Source organism: Terrisporobacter vanillatitrophus, assembly GCF_051148895.1.
GTDB classification, from domain to species: Bacteria; Bacillota; Clostridia; order Peptostreptococcales; family Peptostreptococcaceae; genus Terrisporobacter; species Terrisporobacter vanillatitrophus.
The window spans coordinates 816,617-839,536 of sequence record NZ_CP154625.1; the positions used below are offsets into that span (position 1 = coordinate 816,617).

A 22,920-nucleotide genomic window follows, 5' to 3' on the forward strand; every position below is an offset into this window, starting at 1 on the left:
AATAATATAAATAAAAGAAAAAAAGAAGAAAATTTAAAATATATTATGAGGAAGTGTTGAAAAATGAAAAAAGGAATTATAGCAATAACATTATTATTAACAGGAATATTATTAGTTACTCCAATTGCAAATGCAATAACACAAAATGATGAACAAGGAAATGTAAAACCAATAAAAGTTGAGCAAACTGCAAATGCTGAAAAAATGCAAGTATCAAAAGACAGTGAATACAAAACAACACAAAAAGAAGAAGTTAAGAAATCTGTAAAATCTGAAGGTACAGTTATAGAAAATAAAAAACCTATAAAAGAAGAAGTAAAAGTAGATAACAAAAAAGAAGAAATTACTAATTCTGTTGAAACTATAGTTGTAAACGATGATAAAGATAAAGAAGAAGTTAAAACAGGAATGACAAAATCACAAGCTGAAGCAGTTTTAAATAAATATATAAAAGATGTAGAAAAAGCTGATTTTACATATACATACCAAGGCGATGAAAATACTTTTGAAGCAATGCAAGAAAAAGGAATAAAAGGATATGTATTTTTACCAAATATAGAATCTGATTTAGCTTACTTAGTAGACAAAGATAGCGAATCAATATATTTCTTCCATCCATCAGGATACTTTGAATTATTACAATAAAATATGATTATTATAAGAAAAGAGCTTAGTGCTAAATAAAGTACTAAGTTCTTTTTTGTTAAATATATGAAAAAGTATATTTATGTTTGCTATAATTTTAGGGTAATATTAATCAAGGGGGAAAACTTATGTGGTTTGATAAATTTAGTAAGAAAAATTGTAAAAATTGTTATGCCTGTGTAAGAGTATGTCCAGTTAATGCCATAGAAATAAAAAATGAACAAGCAAGAATAAGAGAAGAAAGATGTATAGTTTGCGATGCATGCTATTTGGCGTGCCCACAAAAAAATAGATTAAGTGCATCACAGGTACCAATTGTAAAACATTATATAAAAAATAAAGAAACAGTGATAGCTTCTATTGCACCAAGTTTTGCAGCTGTTTTTGGAGAAAATAGCCATAAAATACCTGGTTTATTAAAACATTTGGGGTTTTCTTATGTAGAAGAAACATTAGTAGCAGCTCAGCCTATAATAGATGAATATTTTAAATATATTAATAAAGATGATGATAAAAATTATATAACAACTCTCTGTCCATCCATAATCAACTTAGTAGAAAAACATTATCCTGATTTAATAGAAAACTTAATACCTGTTATATCAGCTTTTGCTTGCCATGGAAGAATTATAAAGAAAAAATACGGAGAACATGTAAAGGTTGTATTTATAAGTCCTTGTCTTGGAAAGAAGGATGAATCAAGGTTTGAAAATAGCATTGATGCAGTGATTACCCTAGAGGAACTAAGAAGATGGATAAAACAAGAAAATATTTATTTTGAAGATTTTGAAGAAAGTTCATTTGATGCCATTAGTCATTATAATAGGGTTTTTCCATTTATATCTGAAAACACAGATTACTTTTTTGACTCTAGTAAAAATAAAGAAGTAGTACCTGTAGATGGACCAAATGATTGTAAGAAGACCATAGAGGCAATTCTAAATAAAAGAGTAAGCAATGTAATATTTGATATGAATTTCTGTGAAAGTGGTTGTCTTAGAGGTTCTGGAATTGCAGATGATGGAGCTAGCTCTTATGAAAGAAGAAAAAATATAGAGACTTATAGTAAAAAGTGTGAAAAATTATATAGTGATAAAATAGATAATTCTTATGATGAAATACTATTAAAAATAGATTTACATAGAAGTTTTGAGTCTAAATATATTTCTTTAAAAGAGCCTAGTGAAACAGAGCTTAGAGAAATTTTAAAATCTATGGGTAAATTTGCAAGAATGGATGAAATAAATTGTAAGGCATGTGGTTATAAAACATGTAGAGATAAAGCCAAGGCAGTGTTTAATGGGTATGCAGATACTAGTATGTGTGTCCTATATATGAGACAAAAAGCAGAAAATAAGGCAAATGTAATTATATCAGCCACACCTAATTTAATTGGTATAGTGGACAAGGACTTATGTGTGGAAGAGTTTAATCCAGCAGCACAAAACTTCTTTCAAGTTAGTAACGACGAAGCCAGGGGAGTGCCTGTTATTATGTATTTAGATGAAGATAAATTTCAACAAGCAAGAGATACAAGAAAAAATATTATTAGTGATAAGATAGAACTTCCAGACTACAATGGAGTATTAGATCAAAATATTATATGGCTAGAGGAAAATCAAATTTATATATGGATAGCCAATAATATTACAAAAGAAGAGAATAAGGAAAAAGAATTACAGAAAATGAAAATAAATTCCATAAACATGGCTCAAGATGTTATAAATAAGCAAATGATGGTGGCTCAAGAAATAGCAAGTCTTCTTGGAGAAACAACTGCAGAAACAAAAGTTACCTTGACTAAGTTGAAAAAACTTATTGAGGAAGAGGGTCACAGATAATGAAGTACTATATAGATTTTGCTTATGGAAGCTTATTAAAATATGGAGAAGAGCTATGCGGAGATAAGGTTGAGTTTTATGCTGATGACGAACAATTTATTGCAGTACTTTCTGATGGAATGGGGAGTGGTGTAAAGGCCAACATTTTAGCAACTCTTACATCAAAAATAGCCATTACCATGCTAAAGGAAGGAATGAGAATAGAAGATGTAGTTGATACAGTTAGCCAGACTTTGCCTATTTGTTCACAAAATAAAATAGCTTATTCTACTTTTACTATGATAAAAGTGGCTAAAGATGGTATAGCTTATATTGTTGAATTTGACAATCCTACATTATTTTTTATGAGAGGAAAAGACATACTTAAATTAGATTGGAATGAGATAATAATTCATGGTAAAAAAATAAGAGAATGTAAGATACAACTTACAGAAAGAGATAGAATAGTGTTGATTAGCGATGGTGTGGAATTTGCTGGAGGAAGGAAAACTTTAAACTATTCTTGGCAATGGAAAGATATTTCAAAGCATTTGTTGAAATTCACCAATGAGAATATGAACGCAAAAACTATTACAAACAATTTGTTAGGAGTCTGCAATCAATTATATTACTTTGAACCAGGAGACGATACTACTGTAGCTACTATAAAGGTAAGCCATGATAGCAATGCAGTTTTATTTTCTGGGCCACCTATTAATAAAAATAAGGATAAAGAAGTTGTATATAAAATGATGGGAAGTGCAGGAAAGAAAATAGTTTGTGGTGGAACTACTGCAAATATTGTTGCTAGAGAGTTAAACGTAAAATACAAATCTAGTACAGACATTATAGATGAAGATGTGCCACCAATAGCACATATAGAAGGAATCGATTTGGTAACAGAGGGAGTATTAACACTAAGAAAATCATGTGAAATATTAAGACGATTATTAACTACTAATGATGATAGTTTTTTACATAAAAAAAATGATGGGGCCACATTATTGTCTAAAATATTGTATGAAGATTGTATTCATATAAAAATGATAATAGGAAGATGTATAAATCCTGAAAATATGATGTTGGATATACCAGATGATTTAAGTGCGAGACTTTATGTTTTAAATGAAATGAAGAATATTTTAGTTAAACTTGGTAAGATTGTTGAAGTTGAATACTATTAAAATAATATGAAGAGTGCTATTTTTAATGATTTAATATCATTGAAGATAGCACTTTTTAAATATAGTAATAGATATTTCAAAATTAGAAATAAATTTTTTTATAAATTAAAAATAATAAGTAATAATAATCAAGTTTACTAAATATAAATTAATATGTGTGTGGTGCTAGCTCAAAAAGTGTCAAGGCCTCCATAATTATATTAGCACCATGCACGCCTATTATTTAGGAGGTGATAATGATAAGAAAACTACTAAAGATAAGTGCAGTAGTCCTGTGTTTATTAATGATTAACTTAGTTTACATTAAAAAAATTCATGCTCTTCCTCAGGGGGTGGATAGAGTTGAAATTGGTAATTGGACTAAGACGAGAGAAATTAATGAAATAAGGGAGGATGAAAAGAAACTTAACAGCGAGGATTTTAAAAATATCAGAAATATTAACTTTGATGATACTTTAAATCCATTAGAGATATTTACTAATCTTTATACTTCAGGGGACAAATCAATGAGAACTGTAAGCACTGTAAATTCATTTAAGCCTGAAGATGAAAATAGAATTGAAGGAAATAAAGTTCTTAGAACGAGAGTAAGAACTTCTGACCCAATTTACTCATTCAATTATAATACAATACAAACTTGGCTTGAAAGTAGTGAAAATCCAATTTGGAAAGATGGATATTTAGGAAGTAAAATTATAACATGGCCATGTTATGTTGAAGTTTTAAAATATGAGCTTACTGGAGAAGCGCCCATAGAGTGGAGAATGCTAGAGGGCGAATTTAAACTAAATAAGGATCAATTGGAATTAATAAAATCAAAAAAAGTACAACCTGTTATAGGTATTGAAAGTAAAGATAATTGTCATCTAATATTACCGTTTTGCGATTTAATAAATGTTTTTATTAATGGTGAAATAACAGATATTAATTACAGAGCATCATCAGAATCTTATAAATATAAAATAGATAAGTCTATCGGTAATTACAATCTTACAAATACTGCAGAACATAATAAGTACTGCAATAAAGAAGAGGATAATATTTTGTCGCAGCACACACGTAATAAGCATATTGATTGTAATATTTTAAAATCAACTGCTAGTGATAATTATTATAAAATGGTTGGAGATATATCTCAGTATATAAAATCAGAAGTTAGTGATTATAAAATATCTTTATTAATAGGACAACTTGGTAGAATGGGAGAAGACGTTCTTAATTATAATGGTGGGACAAGCCAAATATCATTATTTCTAATTGAAAGTCCTCAATTTAAAGTTAAAATTAGGCCATATTTATTAAAGGAAAATAACGAAAAAGAATACATAGATTCATATTATAAATTTTCCTATAACGAGAAAATATTATTTGATGTGGAGATTATAAATGAAAGCAGTGCTTATGATTATAGTAATTTAGATCTTCGTATAGATTTCATAAAAGAGGTAAAAGAAGGTGGAATAAAGGTTAGTGATGTACTGCAGATAAATAAGAATGATGCTAAATACAAAGGTATTAATATAAAAAATAGTGTTAGTTTATATTTGAATGATGAAAAAACACCTTATTCAATTACTAAATTATCAAATCTAAAAAAAGGGGACAAGCTGACTATAACTAGTGATAAGTTTGTTTATACTGTGACAGAGTACAACGCTTTAAAAGAAAAAATAGATTATGATTGTATTCTTCAGTTGAATTATCTGAATAATCACACTTTTTATAAATATACCAATACAAATAGATTACAAGTAAAGCCTTTAGAAGGAAGGCTAATTGTTACAGTAAATGGAAATAATGAAGATTATTTTTATTTAAAATTAAATGGAGATGCAAATTCATCAAATATTAAAGTTAAAAGTAATGAATCATATACTATTTGTAATTTAGATTATGATAATACATATGAATTGTCATTGATTAATTCATCTTCATATAAACCAGTTAGTAGTCAAAGCTTTGTACTAAAAAATGCAATAGGCTATAATACAAAATCCGTAACAATAAATACAAATGTAAAGTCTAATAATTATTTTACACAAAGGAATATTGATGAAATCATTATAAACAGGTGATAAATATGAGTAGAAGTAAGAAAAGAAAAAATAAGAGAAGAAACAAAATTAAGAAATCACTAATATTATTAATTATTATTATTGGAGTGTTTTTTTGCTCTCTTATTGTTTATGGAGAGGATGTTTTTTATGCTATGGAAACTTTTCTTTATGAAGATAAAGCCTTGGAGATAAAAATAAAAATTCAGAAGAATGATGACTTAGAAAATGTGGATTTGAACTTTGTAAATGAAGGTAGCTGCGACGTTTATCTGAGAGGCTTTGTTTTTGTTTATCCCAAAATTCAAGAAAATAATGGGACAACTTTAAGCAATTCATCTGTGAAAATTAATTATGGTAATGATGATAGCTGGCTTGTTAGTGAAGATAATTATATTTATTATACTAAACCATTGAAGGTGGGAAATGAAACGGAAAAGCCTATGGTTGAAAGTATAGAGATTAATTTAAGTGAAGAAGATAAAAGTATGCTAGGAAGTGGAGAGTTAGGGATAGATATTGTTATGGAAGCTGTTCAAGTGAATAATTTTGCGTATAAGTATGAGTGGAATATGGAGGATACTGATTTAGAAAGTTATTTTAATAATAAAGAAAATGAAATCTATGAAGAAGATGACACAATAAAAATAATTATTAATTAGGGGGAGATTAAAATGGAAAATAGAAATAAAAGAAAAACGAGGAGAATTGCTATATCATTAGCATGTATATTAATACCACTAGGAGCACTTGGATTTGGATACTTTGTTGTAAGAGACGAGGCAACTGACAAAAAAGTAGCTCATACTTTAACTGTAGATGGGAAAATAGAAGGAACTGTAGTTAATACACAAGATGCAAATATAGATGGAATTGTACCTGGTGACACCATTTCTAAAACTATTAATATTAAACCTAATGCCACTACGCCTAGTTTACTTAGAGTAAAAATAGAACCGAGTTGGCATGATGGAAATAATAAAACTGCGCTCCCAGTTTCAAATATTAAGTTTTTATATGCGAACAATGTAAAAACAGATTTTATTGATGGTGAAAATAATTATTGGTATAATAATGGCGATTATTTATATTATATGAATTACGTAACAACAGCAGAAGCGACGAAGTTAGTTGAAGGAATTAAATTTTTAGGCGGAAGCGATGACGTGAATGCTAAGGATTATCAAGGAAAAAATCTAAAAATAACAGTCACTATGGATATGATTCAATGTAAATATGCTCCATATAAGACAAGATGGGGAATAGAAAATAATAATCTTTATAGTAAGCTAGAAGCTTTATGTCCAGAAGCAGATAAATCTATTGAAGAATAAATAACTAAATATCATAATAAAACAAGCCTTATTGAATAATACTACCAATTGTAGTACTATGAAAATAAGGTTTTAAACGTTTTTGAAGAGTTATATTTTTACAATAAAACTGCAGGGGGAACAGTTCTAGATGAGTCAATTTGCCACAAATAATAAAATAAAATTATTTAAAGATAAAAATAAAATACAGGTAGCACTCTCTTGTGTTATCCTGTTATTTTTATGGGAGATAATAGCTCTTAAAATAAATAATGATATATACTTACCTACATTGGGACAAGTTTTTACAAGTATAAAAGAAATTGCATTAGAAGATAGATTTATCTTAGATGTATTTTCAACCATATCAAGATGCATATTAAGTTTTGTCATGGCATTAGTTGTAGCATTTGTATTAGGAATAATTTCTTATAGCTTCAACATATTTAAAAATTTTTTAACACCAATAACATCTCTAGCTAGTTCTATACCCAACATGGTTTTAATAGTTTTAACATTAATTTGGTTTAATAAAGAAAGTGCTCCATATATTGTTGTATTTATTATGGTATTTCCAGTTTTATATGATGCAGTTTTAGGATCTATGAAAAACATAGACAAGGGAATTTTAGAAATGGCTGACTTATATAAAATTAGTAGAAAAGATAAAATACTAAAAATATACTTGCCAGCAATAAAGTTTTCATTAATATCAATTTTATCATCAACTATTTCTCTTGGATTTAAAATTGTAATAGCAGGAGAGGTTTATGGACAACCTTTATATGGGATAGGGGCAATGATCCAAAGCGAGAAAGTTAATTTTAATACTACTGCTATTTTTGCTTGGATAATAATTATTGTAATAATTTCATCCTTATTAAGTCTTATTGAAAAATTATTGTTAAGGAGAGCTTTTGTATGGAGACGATAAATAAAGAAGAAATGATATCAGTTAAAAATATAAATAAAAAATTTAATGAGAAAGTCGTATTTAAAGATTTTAATATAGATTTTTATAAGAATGAAGTTAATTGTATTATTGGGAAATCAGGATGTGGCAAAAGTACATTACTAAATATAATTAGTGGAATAATACCTAATGATAAAAATGATTTTGAAACAATAGAAAAGTATGGAGTAAGTTACATATTTCAAGATGATAGGTTAATTAACTGGTTAACAGTAGGCGAGAATATTACACTTGTAGTAAAAAAACTTTATAATAAAAAAACATCTGAAGAGCTATGCGATAAATATCTGGATTTAGTAGGAATAAAGGAATATAAAAATTATTATCCTCAAATGTTAAGTGGAGGGCTTAGACAAAGGGTGAATATTGCAAGAGCTTTTATTTATCCTTCGAAAATTATCATAATGGATGAGCCTTTTAAATCTATTGATGTTATTAATAAAGAAATAATAATGAATAATTTTAAAGAAATATTAGAAAGAGAAGAAAGAACAGTATTATTTGTAACTCATGATATAGAAGAAGCACTTTTATTGTCGGATAAAATTTATGTATTTGGCAATTCACCAATTGAGATTAAGAAGATATTTATGAGTAAAAAAATTACAAAAGAAGAAATATATAATGTAATTTAGAAAAATTTATACTAGTAACCTTTAAGTAAAAATATTATTTTAATAGAATTAGACTGTTGATTATTAATAAATAATATTATAGAATTTGAAATAGGGTCATTATTAATGGGGAGGTAAATATGGATTTAAGAAGAAAAATAGAAAATTATCTACCATACAACTGTGAAGAAGAAAAAGATAAGGAAATAATGATAAAATATATTAATACTTTTGATGATGTGCTTACTAGAAATAATGAGATAGGTCACTTTACTTCATCTTGCTGGATAGTAAATAAAGATAAAACAAAAGTGTTGATGATTTATCATAACATTTATGACTCGTGGTCATGGACTGGTGGACATGCTGATGGTGATGAGGACTTACTTTATGTTTCGTTGAAAGAAGCAAAAGAAGAAACTGGACTTAAAAATGTAACACCTTTATCTGAGGAAATTTTTTCTTTAGAAGTTCTTGGAGTAGATGGTCATATGAAAAAAGGTAAATATGTGGCATCTCACATGCATCTAAATATTACTTATTTACTTTGTGCTGATGAAAATGAAGTGACACACATTAAAGCCGATGAAAATAGTGGAGTCAAATGGTTTGACTTAGATAAAGCAGTTGAAGCTAGTGATGAACCCTATATGAAAAAAATCTATGGCAAACTTAATAAGAAGCTAAAAGATTTAAAATAGTGAAGGTGGTTTAATATGATTAATGACAGAATTTCAAAATTAAGAAGTGTGATGAAAGAAAAAGGCATATTTGCTTACATAATTCCATCAGCAGATTATCATCAAAGTGAGTATGTTGGAGAATTCTTTAAAGGAAGACAATTTATATCAGGATTTACTGGTTCAGCTGGTACTGTAGTAATAACTCCAGAAAAAGCTATACTTTGGACAGACGGAAGATATTTCTTACAAGCTGAAAAAGAATTATCAACTTCTTGTGTTGAACTTTATAAAATGGGGGAAGAAAACGTTCCTACAACTTTTGAATACATAGAAAATGAAGTTCCAGAAGGGTCTAAAATAGGATTTGATGGAAGAGCTATAAGTGCAGCAATGGGTGCTGAATTAGAATCAAGTTTAGCTAAGAAAAATATAACTATATCTTATGAAGGTGACTTATTAGATGAAGTATGGAAAGATAGATCAGCTTTATCTGATGCAAAAGCATTTTTATTAGATGTTAAATACAGTGGAGAAGATTTCACAAGTAAAATAGCTAGAGTTAGAAAAGCTATGCAAGACTCTGGAGCAACAACTCATATATTAACAAGCTTAGATGATATAGCTTGGTTATTCAATGTAAGAGGTGGAGATGTTAAATATAATCCAGTTGTACTTTCTTATGCAGTAGTTACTTTAGATAAAGCTATATTATTTGTTGATGAAAATAAATTAAATGATGAAATAAAAGCAAGCTTTGGTGAAGAAGTAGTTGAAATAAAAGGATACTTCCAAATAGATGAGTTTGTTAAAACTATAGAAAAAGAAGATGTAGTTTTAGTTGATAATAACAAAATAAACTACACAATATTAAAAAATATACCTGAAGGTGTAAAAGTAGTTAATGCTATGAACCCTTCAACTATATTTAAGGCAGAAAAAAATCCTGTGGAAATAGAAAATACTAAACAAGCTCATATAAGAGATGGCGTTGCTGTAACTAAGTTTATGTACTGGTTAAAAAATAACATAGGAAAAATAGAAATAACTGAAATAAGTGCAGCAGATAAAATGACTGAACTTAGAAAAGAACAAGGTGGATTTATAGAGCCAAGTTTCGCCTCTATAGCTGGATATGGAGCTAATGGAGCAATAGTTCACTACAGTGCTAATGAGGAAAGTAATACTACTTTAGAACCAAAAGGATTATTCTTATTAGATTCAGGTGGGCAATACTTCGATGGTACAACTGACATAACTAGAACTTTTGCTGTAGGACCACTTACAGAAGAAGAAAAATCTAACTTTACATCAGTTGCTAGGGCTATGATTAGATTATCTGGGGCTAAATTCTTATATGGTGCAAATGGATACTATTTAGATATATTAGCTAGAGGAATCATGTGGGAACAAGGACTTAACTACAACCACGGAACAGGACATGGTATAGGTCATGTACTAAATGTTCACGAAGCTCCAAACGGTTTCAGATGGGACAACAGAAACTTAGCTACATTAGAAGAAGGTATGATAACTACTAATGAGCCAGGATTCTACAAAGCTGGTTCTCATGGAATAAGATTAGAAAATGAAATGCTTTGCAAAAAAGGTGTTAAAAACGAATATGGTCAATTTATGGAATTTGAACCAATAACAATAGCTCCAATAGATTTAGATGCTATAAATGTTGATCTTATGAAAGAAGATGACAAAGTATACTTAAATGAATATCACAAAATGGTATTTGATACAGTTAGTCCATTCTTAACTGATGAAGAAGCTGAATGGTTAAAAGAATACACTAGAGCTATATAGTGTTCTCTAGATAAATTGAATTTTGATTTTAATAAAAATAAGTCTCTTTAATTAGAGACTTATTTTTTTAGATACATAGAATTTATAATTTATTTGATTTGTGAATAAATATAATTTGAATTAACAATTAAGGAATATACTTTTCTACAAAATCATTTACTGTAAGCCAATAAAGATAAGGTGCAATTAAATCTGAGTTTGAATGTTTAGCATTTTCAACAGTTAATTTTTCCTTTGGAGAACTAGTGGCATTATATAACTTATCCATCATAGAATAAGGAACAAATTTATCATTATCTCCATGAATATAAAGAATAGGTACGGTAGATTTTTTTACTGCATCTAATGCAGAGGCTTCTTTAAAAGAATATCCAGCTTTTAACTTAGTAACAATATTAGTAACATTTAGAACATAAGAAGCGGGTACTTTTAAATAAGTTTCTAATTGATAACTAAATTCATCCCAAACGGATGTATAAGCACTATCAGCTACAATAGCTTTTACATTTGAAGGTAAGTCCTCTCCTGAAGCCATTAAAACTGTGGCAGCTCCCATAGAAGTACCGTGAAGAACTATTTTAGAATTTGAATTATTTTTAATTATAAAATTAATCCAACTTATTATATCTAGTCTATCTTTCCATCCCATACCAATATATTCACCTTCGCTTTTTCCATGACCTCTTAAATCTGGAATCAACACATTATATCCCATTTTATAAAAATATTTTGCTTTATCACTCATTAATTTGCCGCTGCCACCATAACCATGTACAACAATTGCCCATTTATCAGTATTATTATTCTGATTTACTATATAAGCATGCAAATTTAAGTTATCATAAGATTCACTATAATTTTCACTATAATTAGATTCTTCCTCAAGCCATTTTTCATCATCTCGTAATTTATCATCATTATGATCTGCATATACTATATCTTTTGAATAATTTGCATTTACTGCTAAATTATAAAACAATATTCCTACCAAAGAACTAACCCCTATGCCTCCAATCAACAAGATAAGCAAAGGGGCTATTATTATTTTCTTAATTCTTTTCATACATAATCCCCCCATAAAGATTTAAGAAATATATTATCATATATTGGCTGGATTTTGACGTAGTATCATTTGGTATAAGTGATAATATATGTAATTAAATTATATTTTTTTATAGGGGTTAAAGATATTTATGTTGAGTTTAAGAAAGATGGAAAAAAGAAGTGTTAGAGTAACTTGTTATTTCAGCCTTTTATATGAACGAATATCATTATTATATTGCTCAAATTTTTTAGCCATAAAGTTATAATTCTTAATGTTTTGATCTAACTGGATATTATTATTGTATATTTTAACGAGATTGTATTTGTAAATATAATTTATATCTTTATAATTCTCAATATTACTTAGAGAATATATGGAAATTTTGGAGACAGATAAATTATTTACATCAGACTGAAATTTAAGATAAATTGATTTTTCCTCAGGAGTAAAACTTTTTTCTAATATGGAAAGTTGTTGACTAAATGCAAAATTATCAGCTTTTCTTAATGCTATTTTCATACGAGTTGAAGTGAATCTTATGTATGAATACCAACGCAATCTTAGTTTTAAGTAGTATTCAGTATCGCTATTATCCCTATTATAATTTTTATTAATACTAAAATCTTTAATAGTAAATTTATACTCAGAAATTGTGTTATATAAAAATGCACTAATCACATAAGAGATTTTATTAAATAAATTATTACATGTTTTATAAAATTTAAAATCAAAATAATCTACTTGTAGTTTTTTAAGAACCTTTCTAAATCTTATTTTTAAATAAAAATGCTTTAAAAGAATTATCAAAATAAGGATAATAAATATAATTTGTCCTATGTAAGCCTTAGGTGAATTATATAAAATATATTTTAAAAATTGATATAATCCCAAGCCAATAGTAGCAAATATTACAATAAATAACTCACTCATAGTAAATATTCTCCCTTTAAAAATTCATATTTTTATACAAAAAGTTAAATAAGTTAATATTATAGTAGCATAAATTAAGTTTTTTTATTGATACAAAAAATAAATATATTAATATGATAAAATTTTAATCAAAAGGTAATTATTTAATAGTCAGAAAAAATTACTGTTGTTAAGTAGTTATGATAAACTTACATTAAAGGCAGTATAATAAAAGATATAAAATATGTTAAAGATACAATGATAAAATATTATGTAAAGATTTTGAATGTTATTTTTTTGCGTTATTCTAAAATTAAATAGGGGGGATTCTATGTTTAGCAATATACAATTAACTAAATTAATAGACATAAATATTTTGCAAAATATACAAGATATATTTGCAAAAGCAACCCATGTAGCTGCAATAACAGTAGATTATGAAGGTAAGCCTATTACAAATCCAAGTAATTTCACTGATTTTTGTAGCAAAATAAGATTAGATGAAAATCTTAGAGAAAAGTGTTATAAGTGTGATGCCTATGGTGGTATACAATCATTAATTAATAGAAAGCCACACATATATAAGTGCCATGCAGGGTTATTTGATTTTTCTGTTCCTATAGTAATAGAAAATAATTATGTAGGAGCAATAATGGGAGGACAAGTTAAAATAGAAAATGAGGATGACGATAGAATTGGAACATTTGGTAAAATGTCAAAATGGAGCGGAGATGAATTAAATCAAAAGTATAATGAAATTTCAACAAAAACTTATGAAGATGTTGAATATGCAGCAAATTTAATTTATCAAATATCAAAATATATGGTTGATCATGAGTATTTAAGCATGATTAAAAAAGAATTGAATAATAAAACTACTAAATTAATGGAAGAAGAAAATAAAAGTATTAAGTTGGAAAAAGCCTTGAAAGAAGCAGAGCTAAAAGCGTTGCAATATCAGGTAAATCCACATTTTATGTTTAATGCTTTAAATACAATACAAAACTTAGCATATATTGAAAATGCAAAGAGAACCCAAACTCTTATTTATAACTTTTCAGATATGATTAAATATACATTAAGGAAAGATGATTCCAATATTACATATTTAGAAGAAGAAATTAATTATGTGGAAAATTACATGAAAATTCAAACAATTAGGTTTATGAAGAAGATTGGATATAAAATTGATATAGATACAGAATATTATCATATTAAATGCCCATTTATGTTGCTACAACCTATTGTAGAGAATTTTATAAAATATGTTGTAGAAAAGAAAATAGAAGGTGGATATCTAAATATTAAAGGATATAAAGAAGATAAGGATTTTATAATTGATATTTGGGATAACGGCGATGGAATTTCAGAGAAAAAGATACAAAGTATATTAGATGGATCAGAATATAGAGATAAAAGAGAATGCATTGGACTAAATAATATTAATAAAAGATTGATTTATTTATATGGAAAAGATTATAAACTTAAAATGTATAGTTCAAATATGAAAGGAGAAGGGTTACTTATTAAGTTAAGGTTACCTATGAATGAGGGTGAAATAAGTGTATAATATTTTAATTGTTGAAGATGAATATTTATCAAGATATGTAATGAATTTAGTAATATGCAAAGAATTTAAAAATAATATAAATGTAATTCAAGCTGAAGACGGTATAAAAGCTAAGAGTATTATTGATATGGAAAATATAGATTTAGGAATAATTGATTTGAATATTCCTGGTATAAAAGGTATAGAAATATGCAAATACCTAAGAATAAAATACAATGATATTCCAATAATTATTACTACAGGTGATTATGACGGCAGATTAAGTGAAAAAATATTAGAATTAAACATAAATGAATACTTAGTTAAACCTATAGACTTAGATCATATTATTAAATTACTAAATAAATATGTTAAATTAGATAGTAAAGATGATAAACAACGTATTCAAGAACAACAAAATTACTTAAAAAAAATAAGTAAAAGCTTCGTTAAAGGACAACAAAAAGAGACTATTAAAATAACTAAAGAATATATAAATTATTTGTATTCTTATGAAGATACAAATTATCATAGAAGTGAAATCATAGGTATTACGGATCAAATTGAATATATGAGTAAAAAGGCTAATATATTTATAGGGAAAACTACAAAAAAAGGTATAGATAACCTTAAAGAAAATTTATATATACATAAAGATAAAAATCTAGTCATAGAAGAATTTGTTAAAATATATAATAAGATATTTGACAATAACTATGAAGAGATTAATTATAGTTTTAATTCATATATAAAAGATGCAATTGCTTATGTTGATAGAAATATTAAGAGAAATATAACCTTAGAAGAGGTAGCTAAACATATAAATATTACTCCTCATTATTTGAGTAAAATATTTAAAAAGCAGGTAGGTGTAAATTTTGTAACATTTATTACAGACAAAAAGATTGAGATGGCAAAAGAAATGTTGGTAGACGAAGATATACCTATTGTTAATATATCAATAGAATTGTCTTATACTCAGCCTAACTATTTTAGTAAAGTCTTTAAAAAGAAGGTTGGAATTACACCTAGTGAATATAGAGAAAAATATTTAATAGAAAATAAAAATATTATAACTAAATAAATTCTCAAATAGCTAAGCTTATGCTTGGCTATTTTTTTGTGGGAAAATTAGACTCATGTTTATGCAAAATAAAGTGATTTATTATCATAGTGACTTATTAATAAGATAAATTTTTGTACAAACATTTCTCTTATTAATAAAGTATCATATGGAGCTTAAAAAGATATAGAAATGAGGTCTATTATGAAAGGATATTTTATAAGGAGACTAAGTTATTGACCTATTTGTATACATAATATAGTGAAAATATACACTAAGAGGTTAACTATGTAACCTAAGTAATATCTTAAAATATTAATGAGATATACAAAAAGTTAAGTTAATAATTAAAATCTTAGGCTTTAAAAGCCTAGGAGAGGAGGTAGTTATGCAACGAGAAGCACTAGGAATGATAGAAACTCAAGGGTTAGTAGGTGCAATTGAAGCAGCAGATGCAATGGTTAAGTCAGCAAATGTAACACTAATCGGATATGAAAAAATAGGTTCTGGATTAGTAACAGTAATGGTAAGAGGAGATGTTGGAGCTGTTAAAGCATCAGTAGATGCAGGAGCAGTTGCTGCTGAAAAAGTTGGAAAAGTTGTCTCAATTCATGTAATACCAAGACCACATACAGATGTTGAGAAAATTTTACCGAGTGGAGTTTAAAAATTAAAGGTACTGAATTTACAGAAATAAGGTTAAGGGGGTAAAAAAATGAATGAAGATTTAATGCAAAAAATAATGGGAGAAGTAATGAAAAAAATGAATGATGCGCCAGCTGAAGCTAAGGTTGAAGAAGTTGTAGCACCACAAGAGGAAGCTGTTTCTTGTGGAAATACTTGTGGTTTAACTGAATTTGTTGGTACTGCAATAGGAAATACAATAGGACTTGTAATAGCCAACGTAGACAGAAATGTACACGAAGCTATGAAAATTGATCCTAAGTATAGATCAATAGGTATAGTTGGAGCAAGAACTGGAGCTGGACCTCATATATTTGCTGCAGATGAAGCTGTAAAAGCAACTAATAGTGAAATAGTATTAATAGAACTTCCAAGAGATACTGAAGGTGGAGCAGGACATGGTTCTTTAATTATATTTGGAGCAGAAGATGTTTCTGATGCAAGACGTGCAGTAGAAGTTACTTTAAAAGAATTAGATAAAACTTTCGGTGATGTATATGGAAGTAGTGCAGGACACTTAGAATTCCAATATACTGCTAGAGCAAGTTATGCATTAAATAAAGCATTTGGAGCACCTATAGGGAAATCCTTTGGTATAACTGTTGGTGCACCTGCAGCTATAGGTGTATTATTAGCTGATACTGCTGTAAAAGCTGCAAACGTAGATGTAGTAGGCTATTCTAGCCCAGGAAACGGTGGAACAAGCTACTCTAACGAAGTTATATTAACTTTCTCAGGGGATTCTGGGGCAGTTAGACAAGCTATAATAGCAGCAAGAGAAGTTGGTAAAAAAGTTCTAGGAACTTTAGATGGAACAATTCCACAATCAAGTACAGTACCTTATATATAAAAAATAGGTTTTTAGAGGGGAGTGAGCGTTTTGAGATCTAAACGTTTTGAAGTTTTAGAAAATAGACCAGTAAATCAAGATGGGTTCGTAAAAGAATGGCCAGAAGTTGGCTTAATAGCAATGGAAGGTCCAAACGATCCAACACCAAGCATAAAAGTAGTAAAGGGTGTAGTTACAGAGCTTGATGGAAAATTAAGACAGGATTTTGATATGTTAGATTACTTTATAGCTGATCATGCTATAAATTTAGATAAAACTAATGAAGTTATGTCAATGGATTCTTTAGAATTAGCTAGAATGTTAGTTGATATAAATGTAAAAAGAGCTGATATAGTTGGATTAACAACTGCTATGACACCAGCTAAAATAACTGAAGTTGTATCACAATTAAATGTATTAGAAATGATGATGGCTCTTACAAAAATGAGAGCTAGACAAAGACCTTCTAATCAATGCCACGTTACAAACGTAAAAGATAATCCTATACAAATTGCTGCAGATGCTGCAGAAGCTGCCTTAAGAGGATTTGATGAGCAAGAAACTACAGTTGGTATAGTTAGATATGCTCCATTTAATGCACTTGCAATAATGGTAGGGGCTCAAGTTGGTAGACCAGGTATACTTACTCAGTGTGCTGTTGAAGAAGCAACAGAACTTGAACTTGGTATGAAAGGTTTTACAGCTTATGCTGAAACAGTTTCTGTTTATGGTACAGAGCCAGTATTTATGGATGGTGACGATACACCTTGGTCTAAAGGTTTCTTAGCATCTTCTTATGCTTCAAGAGGATTAAAAATGAGATTTACATCTGGAACAGGTTCAGAAGTTCAAATGGGATTTGCTGAAGGTAAATCAATGCTTTACTTAGAATCAAGATGTTTATATGTAACTAAAGGTTGCGGAGTTCAAGGAATTCAAAATGGTTCAGTAAGTTGTGTTGGTGTTCCTGCAGGTGTACCAAGTGGTATAAGAGCTATACTTGCTGAAAACTTAATTGCTACTATGCTTGACCTTGAGTGTGCATCTAGTAATGACCAAACATTTACACATTCTGATTTAAGAAGAGTTGCTCGTTCATTAATGCAAATGGTACCAGGAACAGACTTTATATGTTCAGGATACAGCGCTACACCAAACTATGATAATATGTTTGCTGGATCAAACTGGGATGCAGATGATTATGATGACTGGAATATAATCCAAAGAGATTTAAAAATAGATGGTGGCTTAAGACCAGTAAGTGAAGAAGATGTAGTTAAAGTAAGAAATAAAGCTGCAAGAGTAATTCAAGGATTATTCAAAGAGTTAGGACTTACTGAAATAACAGATGAAGAAGTAGAAGCAGCTACTTATGCTCACGGTAGTAAGGATATGCCAGATAGAAATGTAGTTGAAGATTTAAAAGCTGCAGAAGATATGATGGCAAGAGGAACAACAGGAATAGAAATAATTAAAGCTATATATAGAGCTGGATTTGAAGATGTGGCAGATAGCGTATTCAAATTAGCAAAACAAAAAGTAGCAGGAGACTACTTACATACAGCTGCAATATTAGATAAAGACTTTAAAGTACAAAGTGCTGTTAACTGTCCTAATACTTATGCTGGTCCAAAAACTGGATATCAAGTAGAGGGAGAAAGATGGGAAGAAATTAAAAATATTAGTAATGCCGTAAGCCCAGAAGATTATTAAGAAAGAGGTGATATATAATGGCAATAGATGAAAAAATGTTAAAAAGTGTTATTGAAGAAGTATTGAAGGAAATTGGAATAGAAACTGAAGGTAACAAAGAAGAACCTAAGTCATTACCAAAACAAACAGTTCCAACGGAAGAAGTTAATTCTCTTGTTGTAACTGAAGTAGGGGAATTTGTACCTAGTAATAGAGCGGATGAGGTTGTTATAGGATTAGCACCAGCTTTTGGTGTTCATCAAACCAAAACTATAATAGGAATAGAACATGCTAAAGTGTTAAAAGAAATAATAGCTGGAATCGAAGAGGAAGGTTTAAATTATAGATTTGTAAAAATATACAGAACATCAGATGTGTGCTTCGTAGCACATGATGCAGCAGAGCTTAGTGGTTCAGGAGTTGGAATAGGAATTCAATCTAAAGGTACTACAGTAATACATCAAAAAGATTTATTCCCACTTAGTAACTTAGAGTTATTCTCACAAGCTCCATTAATTGATCTACCTACGTTTAGAGCCATAGGTAAAAATGCAGCTAAATATGCAAAAAATGAATCACCTGCACCAGTTCCAGTAAAAAATGATCAAATGGCTAGACCTAAGTATCAAGCTATAGCAGCTCTACTTCATATAAAAGAAACAGAGTATGCTGATAGAAATAAAAAACCTCAAGAATTAAAAATTGAGTTTAAATAATATGGGGGTGATTATATGAGTCAAGATTTATTAATCAAACAAATTGTAGAAGAAGTTTTAAAATCTATGGGGCAAAGTGCCTTTGAAAATAAAAAAGAATGTACTTCAGCAGTTACAGCAGAAAATTATCCATTAAGCGAAAAAATGAGCAATAAAATAAAAGCTCAATCAGGAATGAATTATGATGAAATAACTTTAGATAAAGTAATAAGCGGACAAATAAAATCTGAAGACATAAGAATAGCTCCAGAAACGCTAGAAATGCAAGCTCAAGTTGCTGAATCTGTGGGAAGAGAAGCATTTGCATCAAATCTTAGAAGAGCAGCTGAATTAATAGCTGTTCCAGATAAAAGAATACTTGAAATATACAATGCTTTAAGACCATATAGATCAACTAAAGCTGAATTATATGATATTGCAGACGAATTAGAAAATAAATACAACTGTAAAGTAAATGCAGCTTTCGTAAGAGAAGCAGCAGATGTATATGAAAAAAGAGGAAGATTAAAAGCATAAATATAAAAGTTCATGGAGGTATGCTATGGAAATAGTAGCAGGTGTAGATATAGGTAATGCTACTACGGAAGTAGCTCTAGCTAAGATAGAAAATAATAATATTGAATTCATATCTAGTAGCATAGTTCCTACAACAGGAATTAAGGGAACAAAACAAAATATTAATGGTTTGTTTAAATCGCTTAAAAAAGCTTTAGATAAAGTTAATTTAGATATAAGTGACTTAGATAAAATAAGAGTTAATGAGGCAGCTCCAGTAATTGGGGATGTAGCTATGGAAACTATTACAGAAACAATAATAACAGAATCTACTATGATAGGCCACAATCCTAATACACCAGGCGGTGAAGGTGTAGGGGTAGGTATTACTACTTTAATTACAGAACTGGAAAATGTAAAAGAAGGTGAAAATATTATTGTAGTAATACCAGAAAGTGTTGATTTTGAATATGGAGCTAAATTAATAAATTATTATGATAAAAAATTCAATATAAATGGAGCAATAGCAAAAAAAGATGATGGAGTTCTAATCAATAATAGATTAGAAAGAAAAATTCCTATTATAGATGAGGTAACCTTAGTAGACAAAGTGCCCCTTAACATGAGAGCAGCTATTGAGGTTGCTCCAGTAGGAAAGGTAATAGAAGTACTTTCTAATCCTTATGGCATAGCCACATTATTTGATTTAACTTCAGATGAAACAAAACACGTTGTTCCAATAGCTAGAGCTCTAATAGGAAATAGATCTGCAGTAGTTATAAAAACACCTAAAGGTGATGTAAAAGAAAGACGTATTCCTGCAGGAGAAATACAAATTATAGGGAAATTCAAAAAATCAAAAATAAATGTGGATGATGGTGCTGATAAGATAATGAATGCAGTAAGAGCCGTTACTCCAATAGACGATATAAAAGGAGAGCCAGGAACTAATGCAGGAGGTATGTTAGAAAAAGTTAGACAAGTAATGTCTAATCTTACAAATCAACATCCAAGTCTTATTAAAATTCAAGATTTATTAGCTGTTGATACATTTGTACCACAAAATATAAAAGGTGGTTTAGCAAAAGAATTCTCCATGGAAAATGCTGTTGGTATTGCAGCTATGGTAAAAGCAGATAAGCTTCAGATGCAAATGATTGCAGATGAACTGAGTAGTAAATTAAAAGTTCCTGTAAAAGTTGGTGGAGTAGAAGCAGATATGGCCATAAGAGGAGCGTTAACTACTCCTGGAAGTAGTAAGCCTTTAGCTATATTAGATATGGGTGCAGGATCAACAGATGCATCTATTATAACTAGAGATGGAGAAATAAAATCAATCCACTTAGCTGGCGCAGGGAATATGGTAACAATGCTTATAAAATCTGAACTGGGAGTAGATGATTTTGATTTGGCTGAGGATATAAAAAAATATCCTTTGGCAAAGGTTGAGAGTTTATTCAACTTAAGACATGAGGATGGAACAGTTAAGTTTTTCAATGAACCTCTTGATCCAAAATTTTTCGCTAAAGTAGTAATTCTTAAAGAAGAGGAAATGATTCCTTTAGATGGTAATTATTCTTTAGAAAAGATAAAGCTAATAAGAAAATCATCTAAAGAAAAGGTATTTGTTACTAATGCACTTAGGGCTCTAAGTGAAGTTAGTCCAACTAACAATATCAGAGATATTGAATTTGTAGTACTAGTGGGAGGATCTGCACTTGATTTTGAAATTCCTCAACTTGTTACTGATGCACTTGCACAGTATCACATTGTTGCAGGAAGGGCAAATATTAGAGGATGTGAAGGTCCTAGAAATGCAGTAGCTACAGGTCTTATTTTATCTTCCATAGAAGAAGGTGAATGATTTGGAGAATGGTAGATATGTTAGAAAAAAGCCAGTTATAAAGGTTTATTACAATGATGATATAAAAGAAATTGGATCTATATATCAAGTACTATTAGGTATGGAAGAAGAGGGAATACCTTACGAGATAAGCCCTTTATCAGATGGTAATGCTAAAGAAATAGGATATCAAGCTAGTTTAGAATCGCCATTAGGTGTTGGAATTGGAATTGATACTGAAAATATAGTACTCCACTTTAATAAACTTAAAGAAGATAGTCCTATTTTTATTATAGATTTTAAAAGCAGTTCGTATAAAAAAAGATCTTTAGGGGCAAATGCAGCAAGATTAGTAACAAAAATGCCGTTTAAAGAAATATAAAATCAAGGGTAGTATCAAAGGAGGTCTTGATATGTCCCAGTTGGCAATTGGAATTATAGAGACAATTGGTCTTGCTGCTGCAATAGAGGCTGCTGATGTTTGTTTAAAGTCTGCAAATATTAGTTTAATCGGTTATGAATTAACAAAAGGCAATGGAATGACCGTAGTAAAAATAGAAGGAAATGTAGGTGCTGTTAAAGCAGCTATAGAAGCAGCTTCAGTAGCTGTAAATAAAGTTAGCAGGGTATATAGCCAAAAAGTGATACCGAGACCAAGTAACAGTATTGATTCACTTATTAGAAATGAGAATACTGTAGGATATGAAAATAAGGTTATAGAAGAAATAGAAGAACCAAAAGAATTATTAAATCCAAAGGAAGTTGAAGAAGAAATAACAGATACTCCAGATTTAAATTTATATGAAGAAGATAATGAGAGAATAGAAGATGAAGAAGAGATAGAAATAGAAGAAGAAATAGAAGATACAAATTTAAATGATGATAATTCTGAATCTAGTTACACATGTAATTTATGTAAAGATGCCAAATGCCCAAGAATAAAAGGCGATTTAAGAAGTGCATGTATACACTATGATGAAAGAAAAGAAAAATAGGG

General features: G+C 29.0%; 22 protein-coding genes. 20 read left to right on the forward strand and 2 right to left on the reverse strand.

Translation table 11 applies throughout. The annotated features are described in order from the left end of the window. Nucleotides 1-63: 63 nt before the first annotated feature. The 10 genes from TVTCOM_RS04140 (at nucleotide 64) to TVTCOM_RS04185 (ending at nucleotide 11,098) form a co-directional block, all read left to right on the forward strand. The gene (locus TVTCOM_RS04140; protein WP_434798590.1) at nucleotides 64-645 is read left to right on the forward strand and encodes a hypothetical protein; all 582 of its coding nucleotides are present in this window, start codon (nucleotides 64-66) and stop codon (nucleotides 643-645) included. Nucleotides 646-773: 128 nt separating this feature from the next. Then, nucleotides 774-2,486, forward strand: a complete 1,713-nt coding sequence (locus TVTCOM_RS04145; protein ID WP_434798591.1) for a [Fe-Fe] hydrogenase large subunit C-terminal domain-containing protein — start codon at nucleotides 774-776, stop codon at nucleotides 2,484-2,486. Then, nucleotides 2,486-3,649, forward strand: a complete 1,164-nt coding sequence (locus TVTCOM_RS04150; RefSeq protein WP_434798592.1) for a SpoIIE family protein phosphatase — start codon at nucleotides 2,486-2,488, stop codon at nucleotides 3,647-3,649. The genes TVTCOM_RS04145 and TVTCOM_RS04150 overlap by 1 nt, the downstream gene beginning before the upstream one ends. Before the next feature lie 236 nt (nucleotides 3,650-3,885). Then, the gene (locus TVTCOM_RS04155; RefSeq protein WP_434798593.1) at nucleotides 3,886-5,724 is read left to right on the forward strand and encodes a hypothetical protein; all 1,839 of its coding nucleotides are present in this window, start codon (nucleotides 3,886-3,888) and stop codon (nucleotides 5,722-5,724) included. Between the two features lie 5 nt (nucleotides 5,725-5,729). Beyond that, nucleotides 5,730-6,365: a hypothetical protein gene (locus tag TVTCOM_RS04160; protein ID WP_434798594.1), complete on the forward strand. Its 636-nt coding sequence runs from the start codon at nucleotides 5,730-5,732 to the stop codon at nucleotides 6,363-6,365. A 12-nt stretch (nucleotides 6,366-6,377) separates the two neighbouring features. Continuing rightward, a complete protein-coding gene (locus TVTCOM_RS04165) occupies nucleotides 6,378-7,037 on the forward strand; it encodes a hypothetical protein (protein ID WP_434798595.1) in 660 nt (219 codons plus the stop codon). Between the two features lie 130 nt (nucleotides 7,038-7,167). Then, nucleotides 7,168-7,950 (forward strand): ABC transporter permease, encoded by a 783-nt coding sequence (locus TVTCOM_RS04170; RefSeq protein ID WP_434798596.1) that lies wholly within the window; start codon nucleotides 7,168-7,170, stop codon nucleotides 7,948-7,950. Next, entirely contained in the window at nucleotides 7,938-8,624 is a 687-nt protein-coding gene (locus tag TVTCOM_RS04175; RefSeq protein ID WP_434798597.1) for an ABC transporter ATP-binding protein, read from the forward strand. Before TVTCOM_RS04170 ends, TVTCOM_RS04175 begins: the two co-directional genes overlap by 13 nt. A 119-nt stretch (nucleotides 8,625-8,743) precedes the next feature. After that, nucleotides 8,744-9,304 carry an NUDIX hydrolase gene (locus tag TVTCOM_RS04180; protein ID WP_434798598.1) on the forward strand — a complete coding sequence of 187 codons (561 nt, stop codon included), beginning with the start codon at nucleotides 8,744-8,746 and terminating at the stop codon, nucleotides 9,302-9,304. A gap of 15 nt (nucleotides 9,305-9,319) precedes the next feature. Beyond that, complete coding sequence (locus TVTCOM_RS04185) at nucleotides 9,320-11,098, forward strand: aminopeptidase P family protein (protein WP_434798599.1); 1,779 nt, start codon at nucleotides 9,320-9,322, stop codon at nucleotides 11,096-11,098. Between the two features lie 127 nt (nucleotides 11,099-11,225). Here the strand turns inward: TVTCOM_RS04185 and TVTCOM_RS04190 are convergent, their stop codons facing one another. Beyond that, a complete protein-coding gene (locus TVTCOM_RS04190) occupies nucleotides 11,226-12,161 on the reverse strand; it encodes an alpha/beta hydrolase (protein WP_434798600.1) in 936 nt (311 codons plus the stop codon). 177 nt (nucleotides 12,162-12,338) lie between these two features. After that, on the reverse strand, nucleotides 12,339-13,073 hold the full coding sequence (locus TVTCOM_RS04195) for a hypothetical protein (protein ID WP_434798601.1): 735 nt from the start codon (nucleotides 13,071-13,073) through the stop codon (nucleotides 12,339-12,341). A 310-nt stretch (nucleotides 13,074-13,383) separates the two neighbouring features. Between TVTCOM_RS04195 and TVTCOM_RS04200 the strand changes: the two genes are divergently transcribed. From TVTCOM_RS04200 to TVTCOM_RS04245, 10 genes are all read left to right on the forward strand, one after another. After that, nucleotides 13,384-14,622, forward strand: a complete 1,239-nt coding sequence (locus TVTCOM_RS04200; RefSeq protein ID WP_434798602.1) for a sensor histidine kinase — start codon at nucleotides 13,384-13,386, stop codon at nucleotides 14,620-14,622. Further along, nucleotides 14,615-15,685 carry a response regulator gene (locus TVTCOM_RS04205; protein ID WP_434798603.1) on the forward strand — a complete coding sequence of 357 codons (1,071 nt, stop codon included), beginning with the start codon at nucleotides 14,615-14,617 and terminating at the stop codon, nucleotides 15,683-15,685. The genes TVTCOM_RS04200 and TVTCOM_RS04205 overlap by 8 nt, the downstream gene beginning before the upstream one ends. Nucleotides 15,686-16,052: 367 nt before the next feature. Beyond that, nucleotides 16,053-16,331, forward strand: a complete 279-nt coding sequence (locus TVTCOM_RS04210; protein WP_434798604.1) for a BMC domain-containing protein — start codon at nucleotides 16,053-16,055, stop codon at nucleotides 16,329-16,331. 48 nt (nucleotides 16,332-16,379) lie between these two features. Further along, the gene (gene pduB, locus TVTCOM_RS04215) at nucleotides 16,380-17,198 is read left to right on the forward strand and encodes a propanediol utilization microcompartment protein PduB (protein ID WP_434798605.1); all 819 of its coding nucleotides are present in this window, start codon (nucleotides 16,380-16,382) and stop codon (nucleotides 17,196-17,198) included. Nucleotides 17,199-17,228: 30 nt separating this feature from the next. Further along, nucleotides 17,229-18,890 (forward strand): propanediol/glycerol family dehydratase large subunit, encoded by a 1,662-nt coding sequence (locus TVTCOM_RS04220; protein WP_434798606.1) that lies wholly within the window; start codon nucleotides 17,229-17,231, stop codon nucleotides 18,888-18,890. 17 nt (nucleotides 18,891-18,907) lie between these two features. Then, nucleotides 18,908-19,585, forward strand: a complete 678-nt coding sequence (locus tag TVTCOM_RS04225) for a propanediol/glycerol family dehydratase medium subunit (protein WP_434798607.1) — start codon at nucleotides 18,908-18,910, stop codon at nucleotides 19,583-19,585. Nucleotides 19,586-19,600: 15 nt separating this feature from the next. After that, nucleotides 19,601-20,101 (forward strand): diol dehydratase small subunit, encoded by a 501-nt coding sequence (locus TVTCOM_RS04230; protein ID WP_434798608.1) that lies wholly within the window; start codon nucleotides 19,601-19,603, stop codon nucleotides 20,099-20,101. Between the two features lie 25 nt (nucleotides 20,102-20,126). Beyond that, nucleotides 20,127-21,944 carry a diol dehydratase reactivase subunit alpha gene (locus TVTCOM_RS04235; RefSeq protein ID WP_434798609.1) on the forward strand — a complete coding sequence of 606 codons (1,818 nt, stop codon included), beginning with the start codon at nucleotides 20,127-20,129 and terminating at the stop codon, nucleotides 21,942-21,944. 1 nt (nucleotide 21,945) lies between these two features. After that, nucleotides 21,946-22,305 (forward strand): glycerol dehydratase reactivase beta/small subunit family protein, encoded by a 360-nt coding sequence (locus TVTCOM_RS04240; protein WP_434798610.1) that lies wholly within the window; start codon nucleotides 21,946-21,948, stop codon nucleotides 22,303-22,305. Nucleotides 22,306-22,336: 31 nt separating this feature from the next. Continuing rightward, nucleotides 22,337-22,918 carry a BMC domain-containing protein gene (locus TVTCOM_RS04245; RefSeq protein ID WP_434798611.1) on the forward strand — a complete coding sequence of 194 codons (582 nt, stop codon included), beginning with the start codon at nucleotides 22,337-22,339 and terminating at the stop codon, nucleotides 22,916-22,918. Nucleotides 22,919-22,920: the final 2 nt, after the last annotated feature.